The organism is Myxococcus sp. CA040A (assembly GCF_013336725.1).
In the GTDB taxonomy this organism is placed as follows: Bacteria; Myxococcota; Myxococcia; order Myxococcales; family Myxococcaceae; genus Myxococcus; species Myxococcus llanfairpwllgwyngyllgogerychwyrndrobwllllantysiliogogogochensis.
This window is the reverse complement of sequence record NZ_JABUMR010000008.1, coordinates 17,130-34,637: the sequence shown is the minus strand read 5'-3', so window position 1 is coordinate 34,637 and position 17,508 is coordinate 17,130. Positions and strand designations below refer to the sequence as shown.

The following is a 17,508-nucleotide window of genomic DNA, read 5'->3' as shown; positions in this document are numbered from 1 at the left end:
CTCGCCAGGATGCGCTCGTTCAGCTCACGAGGAGGCTCCCTGTTTCCCTGAAGGCGAGACCACCCCCGCTGCCGCCGCGGCCGATACGCCAACAGGGGCGGCGCCCGCCGCTGCCGCTGCCGCCGCTTCTGCCGCTGGCGAGGCGCCTGCCGCCCCCATCGGACCCATGGCGGGCAGAACGTCCGTGCGCTCATAGTCCGAAATCAAATTCAGGAGTTCGGGATTGAACGTCCCCGTCGCGACAGGGGGATGAGTCAGAGCCCCGGCTGCGCCGCCCGGCCCTGGATTCAAGGCGTCCTTGACGGCTGCGGCCCTTTTAGCAACAGAACCCGGGCCTTTATCCAGAACCCCCTGCTTGACATTGAAGTCAAAGATCACCGCGCGATACATTGCAACCATCTTCCGGGTCTGCGCCACAACCAGATCGAACTCTCCGCGATCCTCCAGTTCGACAATCTCTCCAACCAAAGCACCGAGATCCGAATTGATTCCCAGCAACCGCGCCCGGTTATTTCGCAACCAGTGCCGCTTGACAAAGCACTGCAGTCGCCCCTGTATATCGTGATTGCTCGCGATCAGATCCATGGAATTGACATATCGCCGCAAAAAATCCCTGTCATTGCAGCGCTCGATAATCCAATCCCTCTGCCGAACATCGACTCCTCCATCCGGATAGTTGGCACATACCCTGATAAACTCAGCAACATCACCACCGCCACTCCTCTTGACAAAATTATCAAACAATGCCTGCTTGTGTATTATGCCTTTGCCATCAGGCCAGAGTTGATAGGCCATCGGGATGCCTGCTGAAATAGCCTCACCGAAAGACTGATCCCCCTCTGCGATAGTGAATGACCTATCCGCGGCGCGCCACAGTTTCTGCATGACGGAATAAGGAATCACCGCGCCCGGTTCCATGGCCACAACCTTTGTCGTCCGATCATCCTGGATCAGAGTAGACACACTGAACCACTTATTCTTCTCGACCTCCAGAACGCGGAGTCCTCGAGTCCGACAATACTCGCCGATGTATGACGCCTTATTGCGCCGACCTTTACCGCCCGCTCCGCCCTGTTCCATGAGATTGTGATTGACGGGCAAGACGATGGCATTCTTGATGCCGACATCAAACACGACGCGATCCAGTAAAAGATCGTATCGAGCCTTGGACTTCTGGCCGGCACCATAACCAAAAAAGAACCGACACCCCTGGTGGTACTTCCTCAAGAAGTCACAAAGCGCCTTTGTGGACTTCTCGGCATCGGACTTCTCGGCATCGGACTTCTCGGCATCGGACAGCTTCAACTCGGCAAGTGGGATCGGCGCTCTCAACTCCTTGTTGATCATGATACCGATTTCACCGTCCCCCAACCCCGACTGCCTTGTGAAGACGTCCAGCGCCCTCCCGACGCGATAGCTATACTCCGATACAGCCAGATCCCCCTCCGTAGTGGTGGCAGCAGGAGTCTCCAGGGAGATATCCGGACTCCATCCCACTTCCTGCACCTTACTGACCCACGGAAAACTCGACAGCATCGTGTCGAATTGGGAATGGTTCGAGGTGGCGACGATCCTCCATCCCGTCCCCTGGTGAAGCAGACGCCCCGTATGCAGGCCGTTGATCAGGTCGCCAAAACCATTCTGGTCCGCACTGTTGACCAGGATGTCCACATACGGGAGCTGCAAATCCGAATAGAGCGAGTCCAACTGGATCTGCTGTTCAGGCGTCAGCGGCTTGCGTCGACGAGGCTCCACTCTCCCTTCCCAGTGTTTTCCCAGTGAAGAGGCCCCTGCGGCGGCAGCGGCAGCGGCTGACCCTGTCGCCGCCCCCTTGGGGTTCTTCGGGACCTGTTCTTTGCTTGGTTTGGATGCCACGGCGCCGGCGCCCGAGCCAGCGGCCGACTGGGCGCGCAAGCGTTGATAACGCTGCTGGAGCGTCTGCAGGGTCGATTGGAGTCGAGTCGCCAGGTACTGTTTCGTGGCCCAGTCGACGGGGACGCCTTCTGCTTTCAGATCTTCCGTGCAGGAGGTGCAGAAAACGGCCTTTGCACCCTGGCCCGCCCCCACGCTCTTCCCACAAATTCCACAAGACATGTATCGGATCCATCGCGAGGACTTCGCGCGTAAAAGACATGCGTGAGCTTCGTGTCGACGTCCGTGGGCGGCGTCCGGGGAGGACGTAGGCCGATGAGGGCTCCCAAGCGGCGTTACCCAGGTCGTCATGCATGGCGCAGGGCAGGCAAGAGGGGCCTGCGCCAAGATCGAGAGGCACGATGCGGTTTCTCGCCGTGCCACTGCGGGCGACTTTTCAAGGCACAGCAAGCGCTGTGCCGCAACACACTCAGCCCGCCTGGAGGGCGAGCGAGCGCTCCAGGGCATGCACGGCCCGCGTTCCCCAAGAACGCGTTCGCGTCCTCGGCGGACGCCTGGCGCGAGGATGAGAAGAACAGGAGCGCTTTGCGGGTAGCAGGCGGGCGGGCACCACGGGCTTCGCTCCTGCGCCGCGCAGGAACTTCACTTGTGACTCGCTGGTGCGGCTCAGCGCCGACGCAGGAAGGCGATCAGATCGCTCTTCTGCTCGAGGGAGAGGGACTCCGGTGGGCCTTCATGCTCTGGCGGATGGACGGGGATCTCCTCCTCCAACCCCGGCGCCACCCCTGCTTGAGGGAGCGCGCCGTGACGCACGAGGGAGTCAGGCCGGCGACGAGCCTCGGCGCGTGGGCCGCCGTGTTCCGCTCAGCTTCGTCATCTCCGCGAAGATATCGTCCGGCCTGCCCTCAAGGGCGTACTCACGGACACTCCATGGGCATCGGCGAAAAGTCCGTGCCGTGGAGTGGAGCCCCTGGGTGCTCGCGATTCGAAGCAGCGCCAGCCCCTCGATGAAGACGCGGCTTCGCGGCTCGAACGTCGACACATCCTCGGAGTGAGGCCGCAGGTCGTCCTGTTCCAGGCAGTGTCCATCGATGACTGCCTCCAAGGCTGATTCGAAATCCTCGCGAGAGCCCTGCTGCAACGCCGTGCATACGTCGAAGCGGCTCGAGTGACTGTCCTTGACGGCCGCCTCGAATCGCCGAAGCACTGTCCCCCTGACGACTGGGTCGGCGCGCTTCAGGCATTGGTGGAGAAAACACTGATACGCGAAGTCATCTTCGTATTCCCCATCCGGTATCCTCACCGAGGGAGACAGGTCGCCAATCTCGACAGCCAAGGCGATGTCGCCCGCGGCCACCGCGCAGAAGAAGGCCTCGCTTCGGCCCCTGGCACACCGAAAATCGTTCGGAAGGCCCTCGTCACGGATGCGACGGAGATAATCCCGCCGTGCCAGCGCCGCCCAGCACAGGTGCTTCTGGAAGCTCGCTCTGTCCGCGGCCACGAGCAAGGCACAGCAGGCTGTCGCCTGAAAGCACTGCTCCACCTCCTCGTAGACCCGCCCCAGCTCCACGGCGGGAGCACCCCCGGCGATGGTGGCCAGATGCTCCTGGAGCTCTTCCATGATGTCTTGTTGCTGGGCGTGCAAGCTCATCGAGATGCACCCTCCGGGCAGCTCAGGACTCGAACTCGTCGATGGGCGTGAAGCGGAGGCCCGTGAACCCCTCCTCCTCCAGCGCCGCGGCCAGGTCCGGGTGGACCAGGACGTAGTATTCGAGGTGCTGGGGTCGGAACAGGAGCAGCTCTGGATTGATTGCCTCCGGCTTGAGCACCAGCTTCGTACAGGAGCTCATCTTCTCCGGGTCGATGTTGTTCCACCGGTACTTGGACTTATCCTTGTCGATGCAGTCGACGACCTTGAACGGATTGACGATGAAGTAGTCATCGCTGGCGACCTTCTTCTTGTGGTCGATGATTGAAACGCGAAGATACTCGACGTCGCGCGGCCGCCTGGCTTCGATCACGTCCTTCAGCCGGCGGGAGACCACCAGCGCCCGGTTCAGGTTGCTGATGTTATCCGCCAGGGCGATGTACTTCCGGTGCTTGGCGGACATGGCGAAGCTCGCATCGGCCGGAAAGCCCTGTGCCCGGCTGACGCCCTTGCTGAGCTGATACTCGTCCTCGACATTCAGGACGCCATCCAGGACACAAAAACGATCTCCGACATCCCACTCCCAGACGACGGGCATGACGCTCACGTTCACCTCAGGTATCAGAACGGCAGCTTGATCTTCTTGAAGATGGAGTCCAGCAGCGAATACGCCACGCCGGGAGAACGATGGCTGGGCGTCTTCCCCATCGAGAAGGGGTAGTACCACTTGCGCGCGAAGCCCTCGTCGTGTCGGCTCCTCCAGCAGAGCTTCGTGCCGCCTTTTCGCGTGCCACGGGACTCCAGGCGCCCACGAAATTCGATACTGGCGCTTCGCAGCTCCTCCTTCAGCTTCGCGATGTCGACGTCATGAACCTTCTTCTTCGCGGTGAGGGAGCACCAGACATTCTCCTTCAGGTACTTCGAAACCTCGTCCGTGAACCCATCCCGGGTGTTGTGGTCCACCTGGTGGGAAGGAAGGTCCACGGGGCTCTCTCCATCGGAGTCCCGGTACTGCCGGTTCAAGGGGAGTCCGATGAGATTGTGAGCGGCGTTGATGTCCCACGGCGTCACCCATAGACACGCCTCGATGTAGTCGGCGAGGTCTGGCGGCGACTTGGGATAGTCCCCCCTTCGCTTTCCCACGGAGGACACACAGACGATGTGATGTGCCTCCCAGAACCCTGGCCTCTCGAAGCCGGTGTTGCAGTTCTTCTGGAAGCCGCTCACCCGCTGCGTGACGATCTCCCGCTTGCGCGTCTTCGCGATGTGTTTCACAAGGCTCATTGCGCCCTCCCCGCGGTCATCGACGGCGGACTCCGAAGGTCGGGCCCGCGTTCGAGCAGTACGCTTGCGCGGTGGCCGTCATCGCCGGCCACCAGAATCAACGCGTGCCGTCCTGGGCCGTAGCCTCGGGCGAAGGCTCGCGTGGCGAGACAGACCGAGACCAGTGGGGACACGGTCCCCAGTTCACCGAAGTTCAGGGCAGGAATGACGGACCTCCATTCCTCGACGCGACATGCGTCCCGCGCCCGAAGCAACGTCTGGCCCCACTCCCTCGCCCGGAACTCTTCCCCGTTGAGGTCCAGATAGAGACTTCCCTCCGGAATCGACGTGGCGCCTGCTCGCACCAGGGCCATGGTGAGGCTCTCCCCCATTGCCCGCCCCATGGGAGGAGCCTTCGCATCGCGGCTTTGCGTCTCCTGGGCCGTCACCGGACTGAAGAGGTAGGCAATGGGAGGCCGCGCGCGCTCGCGGGCTGCGTCCCGACGTTCCAGCAGCAAGGCCACGGCCCCTTCGCCCGGCAAATACCCCACCGGATAATCGGGCGTCTTGAGGCGACGCGTCTCGAGTTGTGCCTCGATTCGTTCTGGCGACACGAGTGAGTCGCAGGCCAGCACCAACGCCTGGTCGCACCGCCGTGCCGCGAGCAACTCCATGGCCTTCGTGAGTGCCTGAATGGTCCCACCTCTCTCGTCCTGGAAGAGATGGAGTGACATCGGCGTGGGAATGAAGCGCGCCTCGGCCTGGAGCCGGGCCGCCAGCAACCCCGCGACCTCGGTGGACTCCCTTGTCGGACTCGTCCCATGTCCAAGGCTTCGAGGAAGACAGAGGAAAAAGTCGAGCTGCCCCCACCAGTCTCCGTGGACGGTCGCCTCCAGGTCCTCCAAGGCCGCGACACCGAGTTGTACGAGCCGACCGATTCCCTCGAATCCCTCGGTCAGGGGGCCAGCGGTGTGGCCCACGAGGGCAACGCGCTCGGACGTCACCTCATCGAGGCAGGTGCTCAACGCCAATTCACTGGCGCGGACGATGCCCGCCCTCGCAGCCGCGGCGGCCTGGGTGACAGGGCCCAGGGAGGTCGCCGCGCCCATGGCGCAAAGCCCGACGGTGACTGACATTGATTGGTGGGATGCCATCCGACTTCCCTCCCAGAGTCCGAACTCCCAGTATGCCACTGAGCGCATGGGAAGGACAGACGCCGGCTCCGCGTTACGCGTCGAACGCCTTCCTCCACGCCGGGCGCGCGGTGCCTCAGGACGGGCCCGAAGATACCTGACAAGCCCTTGTCACCCCTTGCGGGCAGGTTCCCCCTTCATCCATCCGCGCGGTCCAGGAGAACGCTTCATGAAGCTCTACTTCCACCCCTTGTCCGGAAACTCGCGCCGAGTCCTGCTCGTCGCCACCCACCTCGAAGTACCTCTCGAGCGCGTCGTGGTGGACCTGCCAAACGGCGAGCAGCGCGCGACGCCGCATCTGGGCCGCAATCCCAACGGCCTCGTTCCTGTCCTCGATGACGATGGCTTCCTGCTCTGGGAGTCGCGCGCCATCATGCAGTACCTGGCCGAGATGACGCCGGGACAAACCCTGCTCCCCACGGATGCGCGTGGGCGTGCTGACGTGACGCGCTGGCTCTTCTGGTGCTCGGCGCACATGGCGCAGGCATGCACCATCCTGGTCTTCGAGAACTTCGTGAAGGCGGTGGCGGGCCGTGGGCCGCCGAACCCCACGGAGGTCGCACGGGGCGAGGCGCTCTTCGCGCAGCACGCGCGCGTCCTGGACGAGCACCTCGCGGGCAAGACGTGGGTCTCACAGGAACGTCTGACGCTCGCGGACTTCTCGTTGGCCGCGGCGTTCGCCCTCGCCGGACCGGCGCGACTGCCTCTCGGGGAGCATGCGAACCTCCGGAGCTGGCTCGGTCGCGTGCAGGAGCTCGAGGCGTGGAAGCGCACCGCACCGTCCATGCCGCCATCCGCGAGCGTGAGAACCTGAGGCCTCACGCGCCCCCCACGGGCACTTCATCCGACAGGCAATGCGGCGACAACGCCTGGATGCGCACCCCGTTGTCCTGTCCGCGAAGCCTGCTAGCCTTTGCGCGCATTCCTCATGCAGGCGGACCCGACAAGGAGCGTTCCGATGAAGGCGGCTTGGAGTGTCGTAGTGGCCCTGACAGTGGGGCTCATCGTGGGATGTGGTGCTGGTGCGATGGAGGAGGACCCCGGGGTGGAGGAGGCGCTCGCCACGTCGGAGTCCGAGCTCGCCGTCTGCGGCGATGGGGTCTGCGCGCCCATCGAGCGACTGCGCTGTCCGGCGGATTGCCCTCCTGGCGAGTACTGCGGGAACAGGGCGTGCTGCCCTGGTGAAACGACGCAGAGCTGCCCCGAGGACTGCACCCAGGGAAACCCGGGCCAGTTCTGCTACCGGACATTCTGAGCCACCCCACGCGCCGAGGGGCCCACCGGCGCGCGGCAGCGTCCCCTGAAATGACCGTGTCGAACCGCCGCACGGTCATTCGTTGTAGGGATGGAGCCACGCCTCACATCCCCACTCCAGGAGTTACCGCATGCGCTTCATGCTCATCCCCCGCCCTTCCACGCTGGAGCCCACGCCCCCGGAGGCAGCCTTCGACGAGGCCGTCTTCATCGCGCAGATGAAATACAACGAGGAGATGCACAAGGCCGGAGTGCTCATCGCCTCCGAGGGCCTCAGCCCGTCCCCGGGCGCGCACGTCGTCTTCAAGGGCGGCAAGGCCAGCGTGAGGGACGGCCCCTACGCGGAGACGAAGGAGCTCATCGGCGGCTTCTACGTGCTGGAGGTGGCGTCGAAGGAGGAGGCCATTGAATGGGCCCGCCGCTACCCGGGCGGGATGGGCAATGACGACGTGATGGAGGTCCGGCCCCTCACCGGCGCCGAGGACATCCCGCCGGCTCTGGTGACGCTCATCGAGCAGGTAGCCCCCACCTGGAGCCAGACCTTCAAGAAGTCGCCGTGACGCGGCGGCCCCCGGGTACGGTTTGGGCTCCGGAGACTCATCCCAGGGCCCATTGGCTCGCGTGTTAATGTCGCTCATGGACTTGGAGTCATCGGAGCGCCCCTTCCTCGAACAGCTCTTCGCGCCGCACTCGGGTCGCGAGTTCCTGGCGGAGTACTGGCCCACGCGGCATCTGGTCTGCCACGGCCCGCTCGAACGGCTCGGGGAGCTCGCGGCGCTCCCCGAGCTCCATGACCTCGAGCGGCTGCTGCACACCTACCGCAACCCGGTGATGGTCGCGCTGCCGGACCGTCGCGATGAGCACAGCGTCATCCGGGTGGAGGCGCAGACCGCGGCGGCGCTGTACCGCAGCGGGATGGCGCTCATCCTCGACTCGGCGGAGCGCTACCTCCCCCTGGTCGAGCAGTGGCTGCACATGGTGGCGTTCGAGCTGGGACTCGCGCGCAACGCCGTGGCGCGGGCCATCTTCTATGCCTCGCCGTCGGGTGGCGGCAACAGCCCCCACTTCGACGCGAACGCGAACATCGTCGTGCAGGTGCGCGGCACCAAGCGCTGGACGCTCGCAGCCAACACACAACTGCCCCTGCCCACGGACCGCTGGGCGATGAACATGGGCCCGCCCTCGCCCGAGCTGGCCAGCTACCTGGAGCAGGAGCTACCCGAGCAGATGCCCGAGGGTGCCGAGGTCATCACGCTCGAGCCCGGCTCGGTGCTCTTCGTCCCGCGCGGCTACTGGCACTCCACCGAGGCCTCGCAGGACACGCTGGCGCTGAACTTCACCTACAGCCAGCCCACCTGGGCGGACGTGGTCAGCGCGGCGCTGCGACAGCAGTTGCTGAAGGACGTGCGATGGCGCGCGCTCGCCGATGGAATCGGCTCGCCGGACCCCGAGCGCAGCGGAGCGTGTCACACGCGACTCTCCGAGTTGCTGCACGAGCTGCAGGCCCACGTCCTGGAGTTGGAGGCCCGGAAGATCGTGGAGGAGAGCTAGGGCGCGGGCTTCGGCCGCCCCTTGGTACGAGTGACGCGAAGCCGAGCGACTCCGGTGCTATGTAGACGCAGATGGCCAGCGCCCCGCAGCCAATCTCGACCGCGAGCTTGTTGCAGTCCGGCTTGAAGTCCGAGCGGTAGTGGATGTGGTTCTGCGTTCGCCGGTATGGCCCCTCCACCCCGACTCCGCTGTAGTTGGTGGCCACCGTGATCAGGCCGTTGTAGCCCGTCCCCGAGGGGATGAGCGTGGTGACGCTACACGTGCCGCGGTTGTGGCCTGTTCCCCTCGCTCACCCCGCAGACAGCCTAACCCCGTGAACGCCTACAAATGTGCTACACGATTGTCGACATCAGTTCGAGGTGGTGTTGGATGCTGAGGCGCTTCACGTCGCCGAGTCCGGGAAAGTGGCCGCTTTGGTAATGAGCGAGGAATTCCTGGCACGCAGTTGATTGGTCAATCTTGCCCGGATGCGCAGCGACGTACTGAGCCAGCGCCTTTACCGCCTCCGCAAACTTGCCCCCCGGATTTGCGACAGTCAGGTTCGTAGTTGATATGAAGTGATTACAGATAATCATGGTTCCGGCATCTTCCGTCACATGAATTGCGACGGCATAAGCCGGACCGCCACCGAGCGAATAATCGGTTCCAACGATCTGGAAGTCACCGAATCCAGAATATCCCGCGCCTTTGTAAGTCAGATGCAGGTCACTGAAGAAGCTCTGCGGGGGGTACGCGGAGTTTCTAACTTGGGCTTGGAACCCATCGCGCAGAAGCGCACGGTTGGCAGGAGGAAATCCCTGGATGTGCACGACCGACGTTGTTCCCTCGTGGAACAGGTGTTCCGCACTAGGGAAAGCAACCAAGGCTGCCGTAACGTGGGGATCGGTAGGGACCCCCCGGTGCACGAACACGATCGGCAGCGCGTCGCCGGCCAGCGCAGTGACGTCGGAGAGGCTAGTCAACTGGTCGACGATCCAGCCTTTGCTAACCTGCCCGCCAGCTGCACGCATGCTTGCCAAGATATTCGCTGGCGCGCTTACGCTCCCAACCAACTCGCCAACCTGGGGATTCAGAACAACCGCTACCCTCAGTCCGGCAGCCTGGAACTTCGCTGCGCGTGAAATGAGAGGGCTGGAGTTTACCTTCACCGGTTCGAAGATCGGAGTGATCTTGCCGTTCTTAGCCATCACGTGCGCAGCGTTAGCCACCGCCTTGCACTCATAAGTCTTCGACCGGAAATACGGATAATACACTGTCATTATAATCCCCCCAAAAGATTGCCGACAGTCAATCGGCGCAAAATGCCGGTTAGCGTAGGCCACTCGGAGTGATGAAGTCCACTCTCAATGAACGCCGGGACAAGTGCTTCCTCAACATCACGAAAGGCTTCCGAACCTAACACCGCGCGACGCTTTAGAATTTTCACGGCCTCATCATGTACGTCCTTCGGTCGAGCATCTCGCCGCAAAGCCTCTAAACAGTCATCAAATAGCCGACTGCTGGGCACCTCAGGCACTCGGCCGCAAATTCTGCGTGTGAGTTCACATAGCTCTTCTTTGCGCAAAGCGTCGGCAATCGCAGCAATGTCGACCCGCTCAGCATTCGGCACACAACCACGAACCGACCTAAGTGTGTAGTCGGGCGTCAGCACAATTATACCGATGGAGTCAGGCAATTCCTTGGAAACTGCGCCGACCAGTCGCTCTTCGGTCACCACGTAGACGCGATCAAACATCTTCAAATAATCTGCAACCTGCGCTGCCAATCGCCGGGTCGTATCAAAACCGCTCTTTATCTCGTACGCCGTCGATGTTCCGTTCAGCATCAGCAGATCGACGCGGGAGCGCCACACTCTAAGTTCAGGCAACAGGGCGGTAGTCGAGGGCGAGTGGCGGCCAAGGAAAATCTTCTTCGCAATCGCAGCGCGAAACACGTAGTCGGTGCGGTAGTCGCTCTTAAGCAAATCGAAAACATGCCGTGCTGTATCAAGCAAACTGGATGTGTCGAGAAGAGCGAATTCCGAGCGCGCCACTCTAAGAGTTTCGGCTAGGACCTTCGAGTAAGACGTGCGGTGAAGATCTCTCAGTACGGGGCCGCTGAGTAGCTTGGCAAGATCCGCTAAGTACCTAATAAGTCCCGCCTTTCTGCCCTTTCGCCCGATGGCGAGACGCTCGCCGTTCTGACGCTTGATGTCAAGCCGACTCTTGTGCGTGTCGCTTGCCCGCCTCGGGCGGTCGCCGGCCAATGGTTGCGCACCACGCGTGAAGTCCCCCGGAAACTGGCTCTCCCACACTTCGTGTGGACCGCAGGTTCAGATGGTGAGCAGCACTCGACGACGCAGCATGTCGAAGTTGGCGCGGCCATACATCTGATGCTTGAGGATCTCGAGAGCTGGGCAGGCGTGTGTCTGCTGGAGATGAAAGGCTTCTGCGCCGGCCCGGAGTGCGGCACAGGGGCTCCCCGTCAGCGTATGTCCAGAAGGGGTTGCATGGCCTTCCCACGGGCTTGGCGCACAGCTTGGGGCCCGTCAGCCGCCTTCTTCAGCTCCTCGGCTCCAGTCCGATCCCTTCACAGGGCTCGCGTCCCTCCCCAGCCCAGCCGCCTTCCCAGGAGGGGCGCGGCAGGTGCCTGTCGCTCTTGGCTGGCTGTGGCGATGAGCGTCAAGGTAGTTGTTAGCCGGTAACAGCGCGACTTGGTTGGGAGGCTTCCGCCTTGATGCGGGTTCGAAACCCGCCGCCTCCCGCGAACATTCAGGGACGATGCTCAAGCCGGAACGAGCTGGTCAGCGATGCGGGCCAGGTCGGAGACGGAGGTCACGACCACGGCCTGGTGACAGTGCTTCTCGTACGTGAGCATCTCGCTGTCACCAATGCCCCAGTTGCCGCGCTGCTCGGGGCAGATCCACAGCAGTCGCTTCGCCTTGCGACGCAGGTCCTTCAGCGCCCAGACATTGTTGGCATTGTAGTTGTTGCGCCCGTCCCCGATGATCATGACGGTGGTGCGGCGGGTGATGCTGCCCAGGTGGTCCCGGGTGAAGTCCGCCAGCGCGCGGCCATAGTTCGAGTTGGCGCTCAGGGACACCGTCTTGCCCGCCGTCGCCATGTCGATGGCCTCGTCCACGTCGAGGTCCTTGAAGTACTGCGTCACCTCGCCCACGTCTGACACGAAGACGAACGAGCGCACGCGCACGAACAGCGACTGCATCGTGTGCATGAACAGCAACATCATCCGAGCCGCGTTGCGGACCGAGTCGGACACGTCGCACAGCACCACCAACTCCGGACGCTCCGGCCGGCGGCGACGGAACTGGGGCAGCATGGGCACCCCACCCCACGTCATGTTCTTGCGCAGCGTGCGGCGGACATTGAGCGCGCCCTTGCGGTGCGAGCGCTGCCGGCGAATCAAGCGACTGCGCAGCTTCTCCGCCATCGTGCGCACGGCGGACTCCATCTGGTCCACCTCCGCCTGGGTGAGCAGGTGCAGCGGCTTGTCCTGCACCGTGTCGGTGCGACGACGGATGCGAGCCTCCGCCTGCCGCTTCACCTCCTGGCGCGCGGCATCTTCAATCTTCCGCATCGCCGCGGCGACGTGGCGCGAGACAATCTCCACACCCTCCGGAGACAAGCCGCGCGCATGCAGCTCATCCTCCAGCGACTTCATGTCGGAGCGAGCCCGCTCCATGCCGGCGCCCGCCAGCATGCGCCGCGCGAAGAATCCCCCCTGGAGCGGACTCTCCAGCTTCGACAAGTCCAACTGGAGCGAGGCCGTCCGGAAGATCTGCGCCAGCCGCGCCCGGTCCCCTTCCAGCACCGCCTGCGCGAGCGGAGACATCTCCGGCAGCAGGAGGTTCATCTGGTAGATGACCATCTTGAGCGTGTCCCCGTCCAGGTAGCCCTCTTCCTGGAGCTGCGCGGCCAGGGACTTGTCGATGGCCTCGAACGTCGCCGCCGCGCCGGAGAAGAAGAAGTCGAACGCGCGGTTGAACGTGTCCACGTCCAGCTCACGCTTCACCAGCGTGGTGCGCATCACCGCGCGGAACAGGGACCGGTCCACCAGCCCCACCTCGGCGGTGGCCCGCAGCGCGTCCTGCACCTCGGAGGTACTCACGCGCACACCGTTCTGTCGGAGCACCTCGGCGAATTCGACGATGCGCGCGTCCATCAGCGTCCCTTCCCCGTGCCCTGCCGCTCGAAGGACATCACGGCCTCCACGTGGTGCGTCTGGGGGAACATGTCCACCACCTGGAGCGCCTGCGGCTTGTAACCCGCCTCCACCAGCCCCGCCGCGTCCCGCGCGAGCGAGGCCGGGTCACACGCCACGTACACCACCCGACGGATTCCTAGCGCCACCATCCACTTCGCCAGCCCCGGAGCTCCCGCGCGCGGCGGGTCCGCCAGGCACACGTCGAAGCGCCGGCCCTCGGACACCAGCCCGTCACACACCTTGCGCGCATCCCCCTGCACGAAGCGCACGTTGCTCACGCTCGCCTCACGCGCGCTGCGCTGAGCCAGCTCCACGCCCACCGGGGACGACTCCACGCCCAGCACCGACGCGGAGCCCGCCGCCAGTGGGAACGTGAAGTTGCCGTTGCCCGAGTACAGCTCCAGCACGGAGTCCTCGTCCCGCGCCGCCAGCTCGAGGATGGCCGATGTCACGAGCCCCACGTTGGCCTCCGCGTGCGCCTGCGCGAACGAATCCGGTCGCAGGTACAGCGGCACCTCCGGCCTCAGCGGCGAGTATGAGCGCAGCGCCGGCTTGCCCAGCACCCGGGGCGAGCCCTCCTTCGGCACCAGCACCGCGCCCTCCAACCGCAGCGCCCGCACGGCGGCCTCCGCGGCCTCCACGTGCCGCGCCGTCACCTGCCCCGTCAGGTTCACCGCGAACGCGGCCTTGTCGCCCTCGGCGAGCAGGAGCACCTCCTCGGTGTCCTTCGCCAGCGGCTTGAGCAGCGGCGCCAGCTTCCCCGGCAACGCGGTCAGCACTGGCGTGAGGGCACCGCACTCGGACACCGCGAGCCGCTCGTGGCTGCGCCGGCTGAAGTAGCCCAGCGCTCCCTTCCCCGCCGGATGCAGCACCGCGCGTCGGCGGTAGCCCCAGTCCCGAGGCGCCACCAGGAGCGGTCGGACGGTGAAATCCTCGCGCCGCAGGTGGCCCAGGTGCTCCAGGGTGGAGAGGACGATCTCCTGCTTCGCGCTTCGCTGGGCGGACTCGGCCAGGCCCAGCCAGTCGCACCCGCCGCACTCGCCGGCCAGGGAACACGGCGCCTCACGACGGTCCGGTCCGGAAGAGACCACCTCGCGCAAAAGCCCACGCAGCACGCGTCCCTGCGACTCCAGGTGGACGCGCACGGTGTCGCCCGGGAAGGCGCCAGGGATGAAGACGGTGCGGCCCTGCCAGGAAGCCACGCCCTCGCCGAGCTGGCCGAGGCGGTCGATGGTCAGGGAAACGGGGGTCTCAGGGAGGGGCAGCATGCAGGCGCTCGGTGGGGGCGCCCGCGCGGGCCGCCGTTACTTCCGGGTCGCTTCCGACGGGAGCTCCGAGCGCAACCGCTCCACGAACTCCCCGATGCGCGACCGCTTGTCTTCGTCAACGTCCAGGAACTCCACCGCCATCCCCGGGGACTGCGGAGACGCGGTGCCGAGCGCGTTGGTGCGCGTCACCCGGCCCTTCAGCTCCACCGGGAAGTGCGCTCCCGGCAGTGTCACGAGCAGCTTCACCACCGTGTCCACCGGCAGGGGCTTGTCGGTGTTGATGTAGAGGCCGCCCTTGGAAAGGTTGACGGCCCAGTCCGTCACGAAGCCAGCCACGCTGCGGTAGGCCACCGGCAGCTCGTACTCGACTCGCGGCGCGCGGTGGTCGATGGGGTTCAGCTTCTCCGAGGTATCGGCCATGAAAGGGGCTCCGCCGGGGAAGTCGTCCATACCACCCTCCCCCAGCGGCGCACCTTAGCCTTGCGCGCTCAGACTTTCATCTCGCGCACGTCCGGAGCGATTTTCAGCTTCGGCTCGGTGAGCTTCTGGACCAGCTCCACCGTCACGCCCGGGGCCAGCTCGCGCAGGACGAGCCCCTCCGGCGTCACGTCCAGGAAGGCGTGGTCCGTGACGATGTGGTGCACGCACTTGAGGCCCGTCAGGGGCAGCGAGCACTTCTTGAGGATCTTCGGCTGACCCTCCTTGTTCGCGTGCTCCATGGCCACGTAGATGCGCTTGGCGCCCACCGCCAGGTCCATGGCGCCGCCCATTCCCTTGACCATCTTCCCGGGAATCATCCAGTTGGCCAGGTCCCCCTCTTCGGAGACCTCCATGGCGCCCAGCACGGCCATGTCGATGTGGCCGCCGCGGATCATCCCGAAGGACAGGGCCGAGTCGAAGAACGCGGCGCCCTTCACCGTCGTCACCGTCTCCTTGCCCGCGTTGATGAGGTCCGGGTCTTCCTTGCCCGCCTCGGGGTACGGCCCGATTCCCAGCAGGCCGTTCTCCGACTGGAGCACCACCTCCACCCCCTCGGGGATGTAGTTGGGGACCAGCGTGGGGATGCCGATGCCCAGGTTTACATAGAAGCCGTCCCGCAGCTCCAGGGCGATGCGCTTCGCGAGTTGTTCACGAGTCAGTGGCATGGGGTCCTCAGGCCGTCTTGCGGACGGTGCGCCGCTCAATCCACTTCTGGAGGTTCTTCGCCAGGACGATGCGCTTCACGAAGATGCTCGGAAGGTGCACCTGGTCCGGGTCCAACTCGCCGGGCTGAACAATCTCCTCCGCCTCGACGATGGTGACCTTGGCCGCCATGCACATCATCGGGGAGAAGTTGCGCGCCGTCTTGTTGAAGATGAGGTTGCCGTGGGTGTCCGCCTTCGCCGCGTGGATGATGGCGAAGTCCGCCTTCAGCGGTGTCTCCAGCACGTGCAGCCGGCCGTCGATGATGCGCGACTCCTTGCCCTCGGCCACCTGCGTCCCCGCGCCCGTCGGCGTGAAGAAGCCACCGATGCCACAGCCGCCCGCGCGGATGCGCTCGGCCAGGGTTCCCTGCGGGTTCAGCTCCACCTCCAGCTCGCCGGAGAGGTACTGCCGCTCGAACTCCTTGTTCTCTCCCACGTAGCTCGACACCATCTTCTTGACCTGCTTGTTCTGGAGCAAAATGCCCAGGCCGAGCTCGGTGGTGCCGCAGTTGTTGGAGATGATGGTGAGGTTCTTCACGCCCTTGCGGTGAAGCGCCTCGATGAGATTCTCAGGGTTGCCACACAGCCCGAAGCCGCCGCTCATGAGCGTGCAGCCATCCGGGATGTCGGCGACCGCCTCGTCCGCGCTCGCGTAGACCTTGTTCATTCGCCCTCCCGATAACGGAAACGGGGTGAAGGCCACCAAGGCCCCCACCCCGTCCCTCTCCCCGTGGGGAGAGGGTTGACTACCTCTCCACCATCAGCGCGATGCCCTCGCCGCCGCCGATGCACAGCGACGCGACGCCCCGCTTCTTGCCCAGGTCCTTCATCGTCTGCAGCAGCGTCACCAGCACGCGCGCGCCGGAAGCGCCAATGGGGTGACCGAGCACCACCGCGCCACCGCGCACGTTCACCTTCGACGGATCCAACCCGAGGATGCGGTTGTTCGCGAGCGACACCACCGCGAACGCCTCGTTGATCTCCCACAGGTCCACGTCCGCCGCGGCAACGCCCTTCTTCTTCAGGAGCGTGTTGATGGCGTCCGCCGGGGCAATCGTGAACTCCACCGGCTTGCGCGCGGCCTGCGCGTACCCGGTGATGCGGCCCAGAATGGTGCGGCCCTCGGCCTTCGCCTTCTCCTCGCTCATCAGCACCAGCGCCGCGGCGCCGTCGTTGATGGAGGACGCGTTGGCGGCCGTCACCGTGCCGTCCTTCTTGAACACCGGCTTGAGGCCCGGAATCTTGTCCGGCTTCGCGTTGCGCGGGCCCTCGTCCTCGGAGACCGTCGTCACCTCGTCCGGCTTCTTGCCGGGGATCTGCACGGGGACAATCTCGGCGGCGAACAGGCCGTCCTTCTGGGACTGAATCGCGCGGCGGGTGGACTCCAGCGCGAACTCATCCTGCTGCGAGCGGCTGATGCCCTGCGACGTGGCGCACTCCTCGGCGCACAGGCCCATGTGGACGTTGCCATACACGTCCCAGAGACCGTCGAGGATCATCGCGTCCTTGAACTCCACGTTGCCCATGCGCGCACCACCGCGCATCGTGTGGCTGACGTAGGGCGAGTTGCTCATGGACTCCATGCCGCCGGCGACGACGACGTCCGCCTCACCCAGGGCAATGGCCTGCGCGCCCGCGATGACGGCCTTGAGACCGGAGCCACAGACCTTGTTCAGCGTGGTGGCGGGCACCGTCTCGGGCAGGCCCGCGAAGATGGTGGCCTGACGAGCGGGCGCCTGACCGACGCCGGCCTGGAGCACACAGCCCATGATGACTTCCTGGACGGTCTCCGGCTTCACGCCCGCGCGCTCCAAAGCGGCCTTGATGGCCACCGCGCCGAGCTGCGGCGCCGTCAGCTTGGCGAGCGCTCCCTGGAAGGCGCCGATGGGGGTACGGGCCGCGCCCACGATGACGACGTCACGAGCCATGAAAACTGCCTCCTCTTGAGGATGTACGGATGTCCTTCGATAACAGCGGCGGTCGCCCTTATCACCGGGCACTCCCCGGAGTTCAAGCGTCCTCGCTCGGCGTCCGGACATGAGCGTCCACTGCGCGCGACGCACCGCGAAACG

The 17,508-nt window shown here is 64.7% G+C and carries 17 protein-coding genes; 4 read left to right on the top strand and 13 right to left on the bottom strand.

Annotation, left to right across the window (positions count from 1 at the left end; all coding sequences use genetic code 11):
* Nucleotides 1-24 precede the first annotated feature (24 nt).
* The 5 genes from HUA75_RS33225 to HUA75_RS33205 form a co-directional block, all read right to left on the bottom strand.
* The gene (locus tag HUA75_RS33225; protein ID WP_174488672.1) at nucleotides 25-2,094 is read right to left on the bottom strand and encodes a hypothetical protein; all 2,070 of its coding nucleotides are present in this window, start codon (nucleotides 2,092-2,094) and stop codon (nucleotides 25-27) included.
* A 598-nt stretch (nucleotides 2,095-2,692) separates the two neighbouring features.
* Nucleotides 2,693-3,523, bottom strand: coding sequence for an Imm49 family immunity protein (locus HUA75_RS33220; protein ID WP_174459104.1), 831 nt, complete (start codon nucleotides 3,521-3,523; stop codon nucleotides 2,693-2,695).
* Between the two features lie 22 nt (nucleotides 3,524-3,545).
* Nucleotides 3,546-4,118, bottom strand: a complete 573-nt coding sequence (locus HUA75_RS33215; RefSeq protein WP_371745618.1) for an imm11 family protein — start codon at nucleotides 4,116-4,118, stop codon at nucleotides 3,546-3,548.
* Between the two features lie 23 nt (nucleotides 4,119-4,141).
* Nucleotides 4,142-4,804 carry an AHH domain-containing protein gene (locus HUA75_RS33210; protein WP_174459106.1) on the bottom strand — a complete coding sequence of 221 codons (663 nt, stop codon included), beginning with the start codon at nucleotides 4,802-4,804 and terminating at the stop codon, nucleotides 4,142-4,144.
* Nucleotides 4,801-5,892 (bottom strand): hypothetical protein, encoded by a 1,092-nt coding sequence (locus HUA75_RS33205; RefSeq protein WP_217446397.1) that lies wholly within the window; start codon nucleotides 5,890-5,892, stop codon nucleotides 4,801-4,803. The genes HUA75_RS33210 and HUA75_RS33205 overlap by 4 nt, the downstream gene beginning before the upstream one ends.
* Before the next feature lie 253 nt (nucleotides 5,893-6,145).
* On the opposite strand from HUA75_RS33205, the gene HUA75_RS33200 reads away from it, so the two are divergent.
* The 4 genes from HUA75_RS33200 (at nucleotide 6,146) to HUA75_RS33185 (ending at nucleotide 8,781) form a co-directional block, all read left to right on the top strand.
* Nucleotides 6,146-6,790, top strand: a complete 645-nt coding sequence (locus HUA75_RS33200) for a glutathione S-transferase family protein (protein WP_174459108.1) — start codon at nucleotides 6,146-6,148, stop codon at nucleotides 6,788-6,790.
* A 168-nt stretch (nucleotides 6,791-6,958) separates the two neighbouring features.
* The gene (locus HUA75_RS33195) at nucleotides 6,959-7,231 is read left to right on the top strand and encodes a hypothetical protein (protein ID WP_371746247.1); all 273 of its coding nucleotides are present in this window, start codon (nucleotides 6,959-6,961) and stop codon (nucleotides 7,229-7,231) included.
* Nucleotides 7,232-7,361: 130 nt separating this feature from the next.
* On the top strand, nucleotides 7,362-7,790 hold the full coding sequence (locus tag HUA75_RS33190; protein WP_141644403.1) for a YciI family protein: 429 nt from the start codon (nucleotides 7,362-7,364) through the stop codon (nucleotides 7,788-7,790).
* Nucleotides 7,791-7,866: 76 nt separating this feature from the next.
* Nucleotides 7,867-8,781, top strand: coding sequence for a JmjC domain-containing protein (locus tag HUA75_RS33185; RefSeq protein WP_174488670.1), 915 nt, complete (start codon nucleotides 7,867-7,869; stop codon nucleotides 8,779-8,781).
* A gap of 332 nt (nucleotides 8,782-9,113) precedes the next feature.
* Here the strand turns inward: HUA75_RS33185 and HUA75_RS33180 are convergent, their stop codons facing one another.
* The 8 genes from HUA75_RS33180 to HUA75_RS33145 form a co-directional block, all read right to left on the bottom strand.
* A complete protein-coding gene (locus HUA75_RS33180; RefSeq protein ID WP_174488669.1) occupies nucleotides 9,114-10,040 on the bottom strand; it encodes a sce7725 family protein in 927 nt (308 codons plus the stop codon).
* Nucleotides 10,040-10,813: a sce7726 family protein gene (locus HUA75_RS33175; RefSeq protein WP_174488668.1), complete on the bottom strand. Its 774-nt coding sequence runs from the start codon at nucleotides 10,811-10,813 to the stop codon at nucleotides 10,040-10,042. Before HUA75_RS33175 ends, HUA75_RS33180 begins: the two co-directional genes overlap by 1 nt.
* A gap of 731 nt (nucleotides 10,814-11,544) precedes the next feature.
* Nucleotides 11,545-12,942, bottom strand: a complete 1,398-nt coding sequence (locus tag HUA75_RS33170) for a VWA domain-containing protein (RefSeq protein ID WP_141644401.1) — start codon at nucleotides 12,940-12,942, stop codon at nucleotides 11,545-11,547.
* Nucleotides 12,942-14,252, bottom strand: coding sequence for a class I SAM-dependent RNA methyltransferase (locus HUA75_RS33165; RefSeq protein WP_174488667.1), 1,311 nt, complete (start codon nucleotides 14,250-14,252; stop codon nucleotides 12,942-12,944). Before HUA75_RS33165 ends, HUA75_RS33170 begins: the two co-directional genes overlap by 1 nt.
* Before the next feature lie 36 nt (nucleotides 14,253-14,288).
* Nucleotides 14,289-14,672 (bottom strand): TIGR02266 family protein, encoded by a 384-nt coding sequence (locus HUA75_RS33160; protein WP_141644399.1) that lies wholly within the window; start codon nucleotides 14,670-14,672, stop codon nucleotides 14,289-14,291.
* Between the two features lie 68 nt (nucleotides 14,673-14,740).
* Entirely contained in the window at nucleotides 14,741-15,397 is a 657-nt protein-coding gene (locus HUA75_RS33155; RefSeq protein WP_141644398.1) for a CoA transferase subunit B, read from the bottom strand.
* Between the two features lie 7 nt (nucleotides 15,398-15,404).
* The gene (locus HUA75_RS33150) at nucleotides 15,405-16,103 is read right to left on the bottom strand and encodes a CoA transferase subunit A (protein ID WP_141644397.1); all 699 of its coding nucleotides are present in this window, start codon (nucleotides 16,101-16,103) and stop codon (nucleotides 15,405-15,407) included.
* Nucleotides 16,104-16,182: 79 nt separating this feature from the next.
* A complete protein-coding gene (locus tag HUA75_RS33145; protein WP_141644396.1) occupies nucleotides 16,183-17,364 on the bottom strand; it encodes an acetyl-CoA C-acetyltransferase in 1,182 nt (393 codons plus the stop codon).
* Nucleotides 17,365-17,508: the final 144 nt, after the last annotated feature.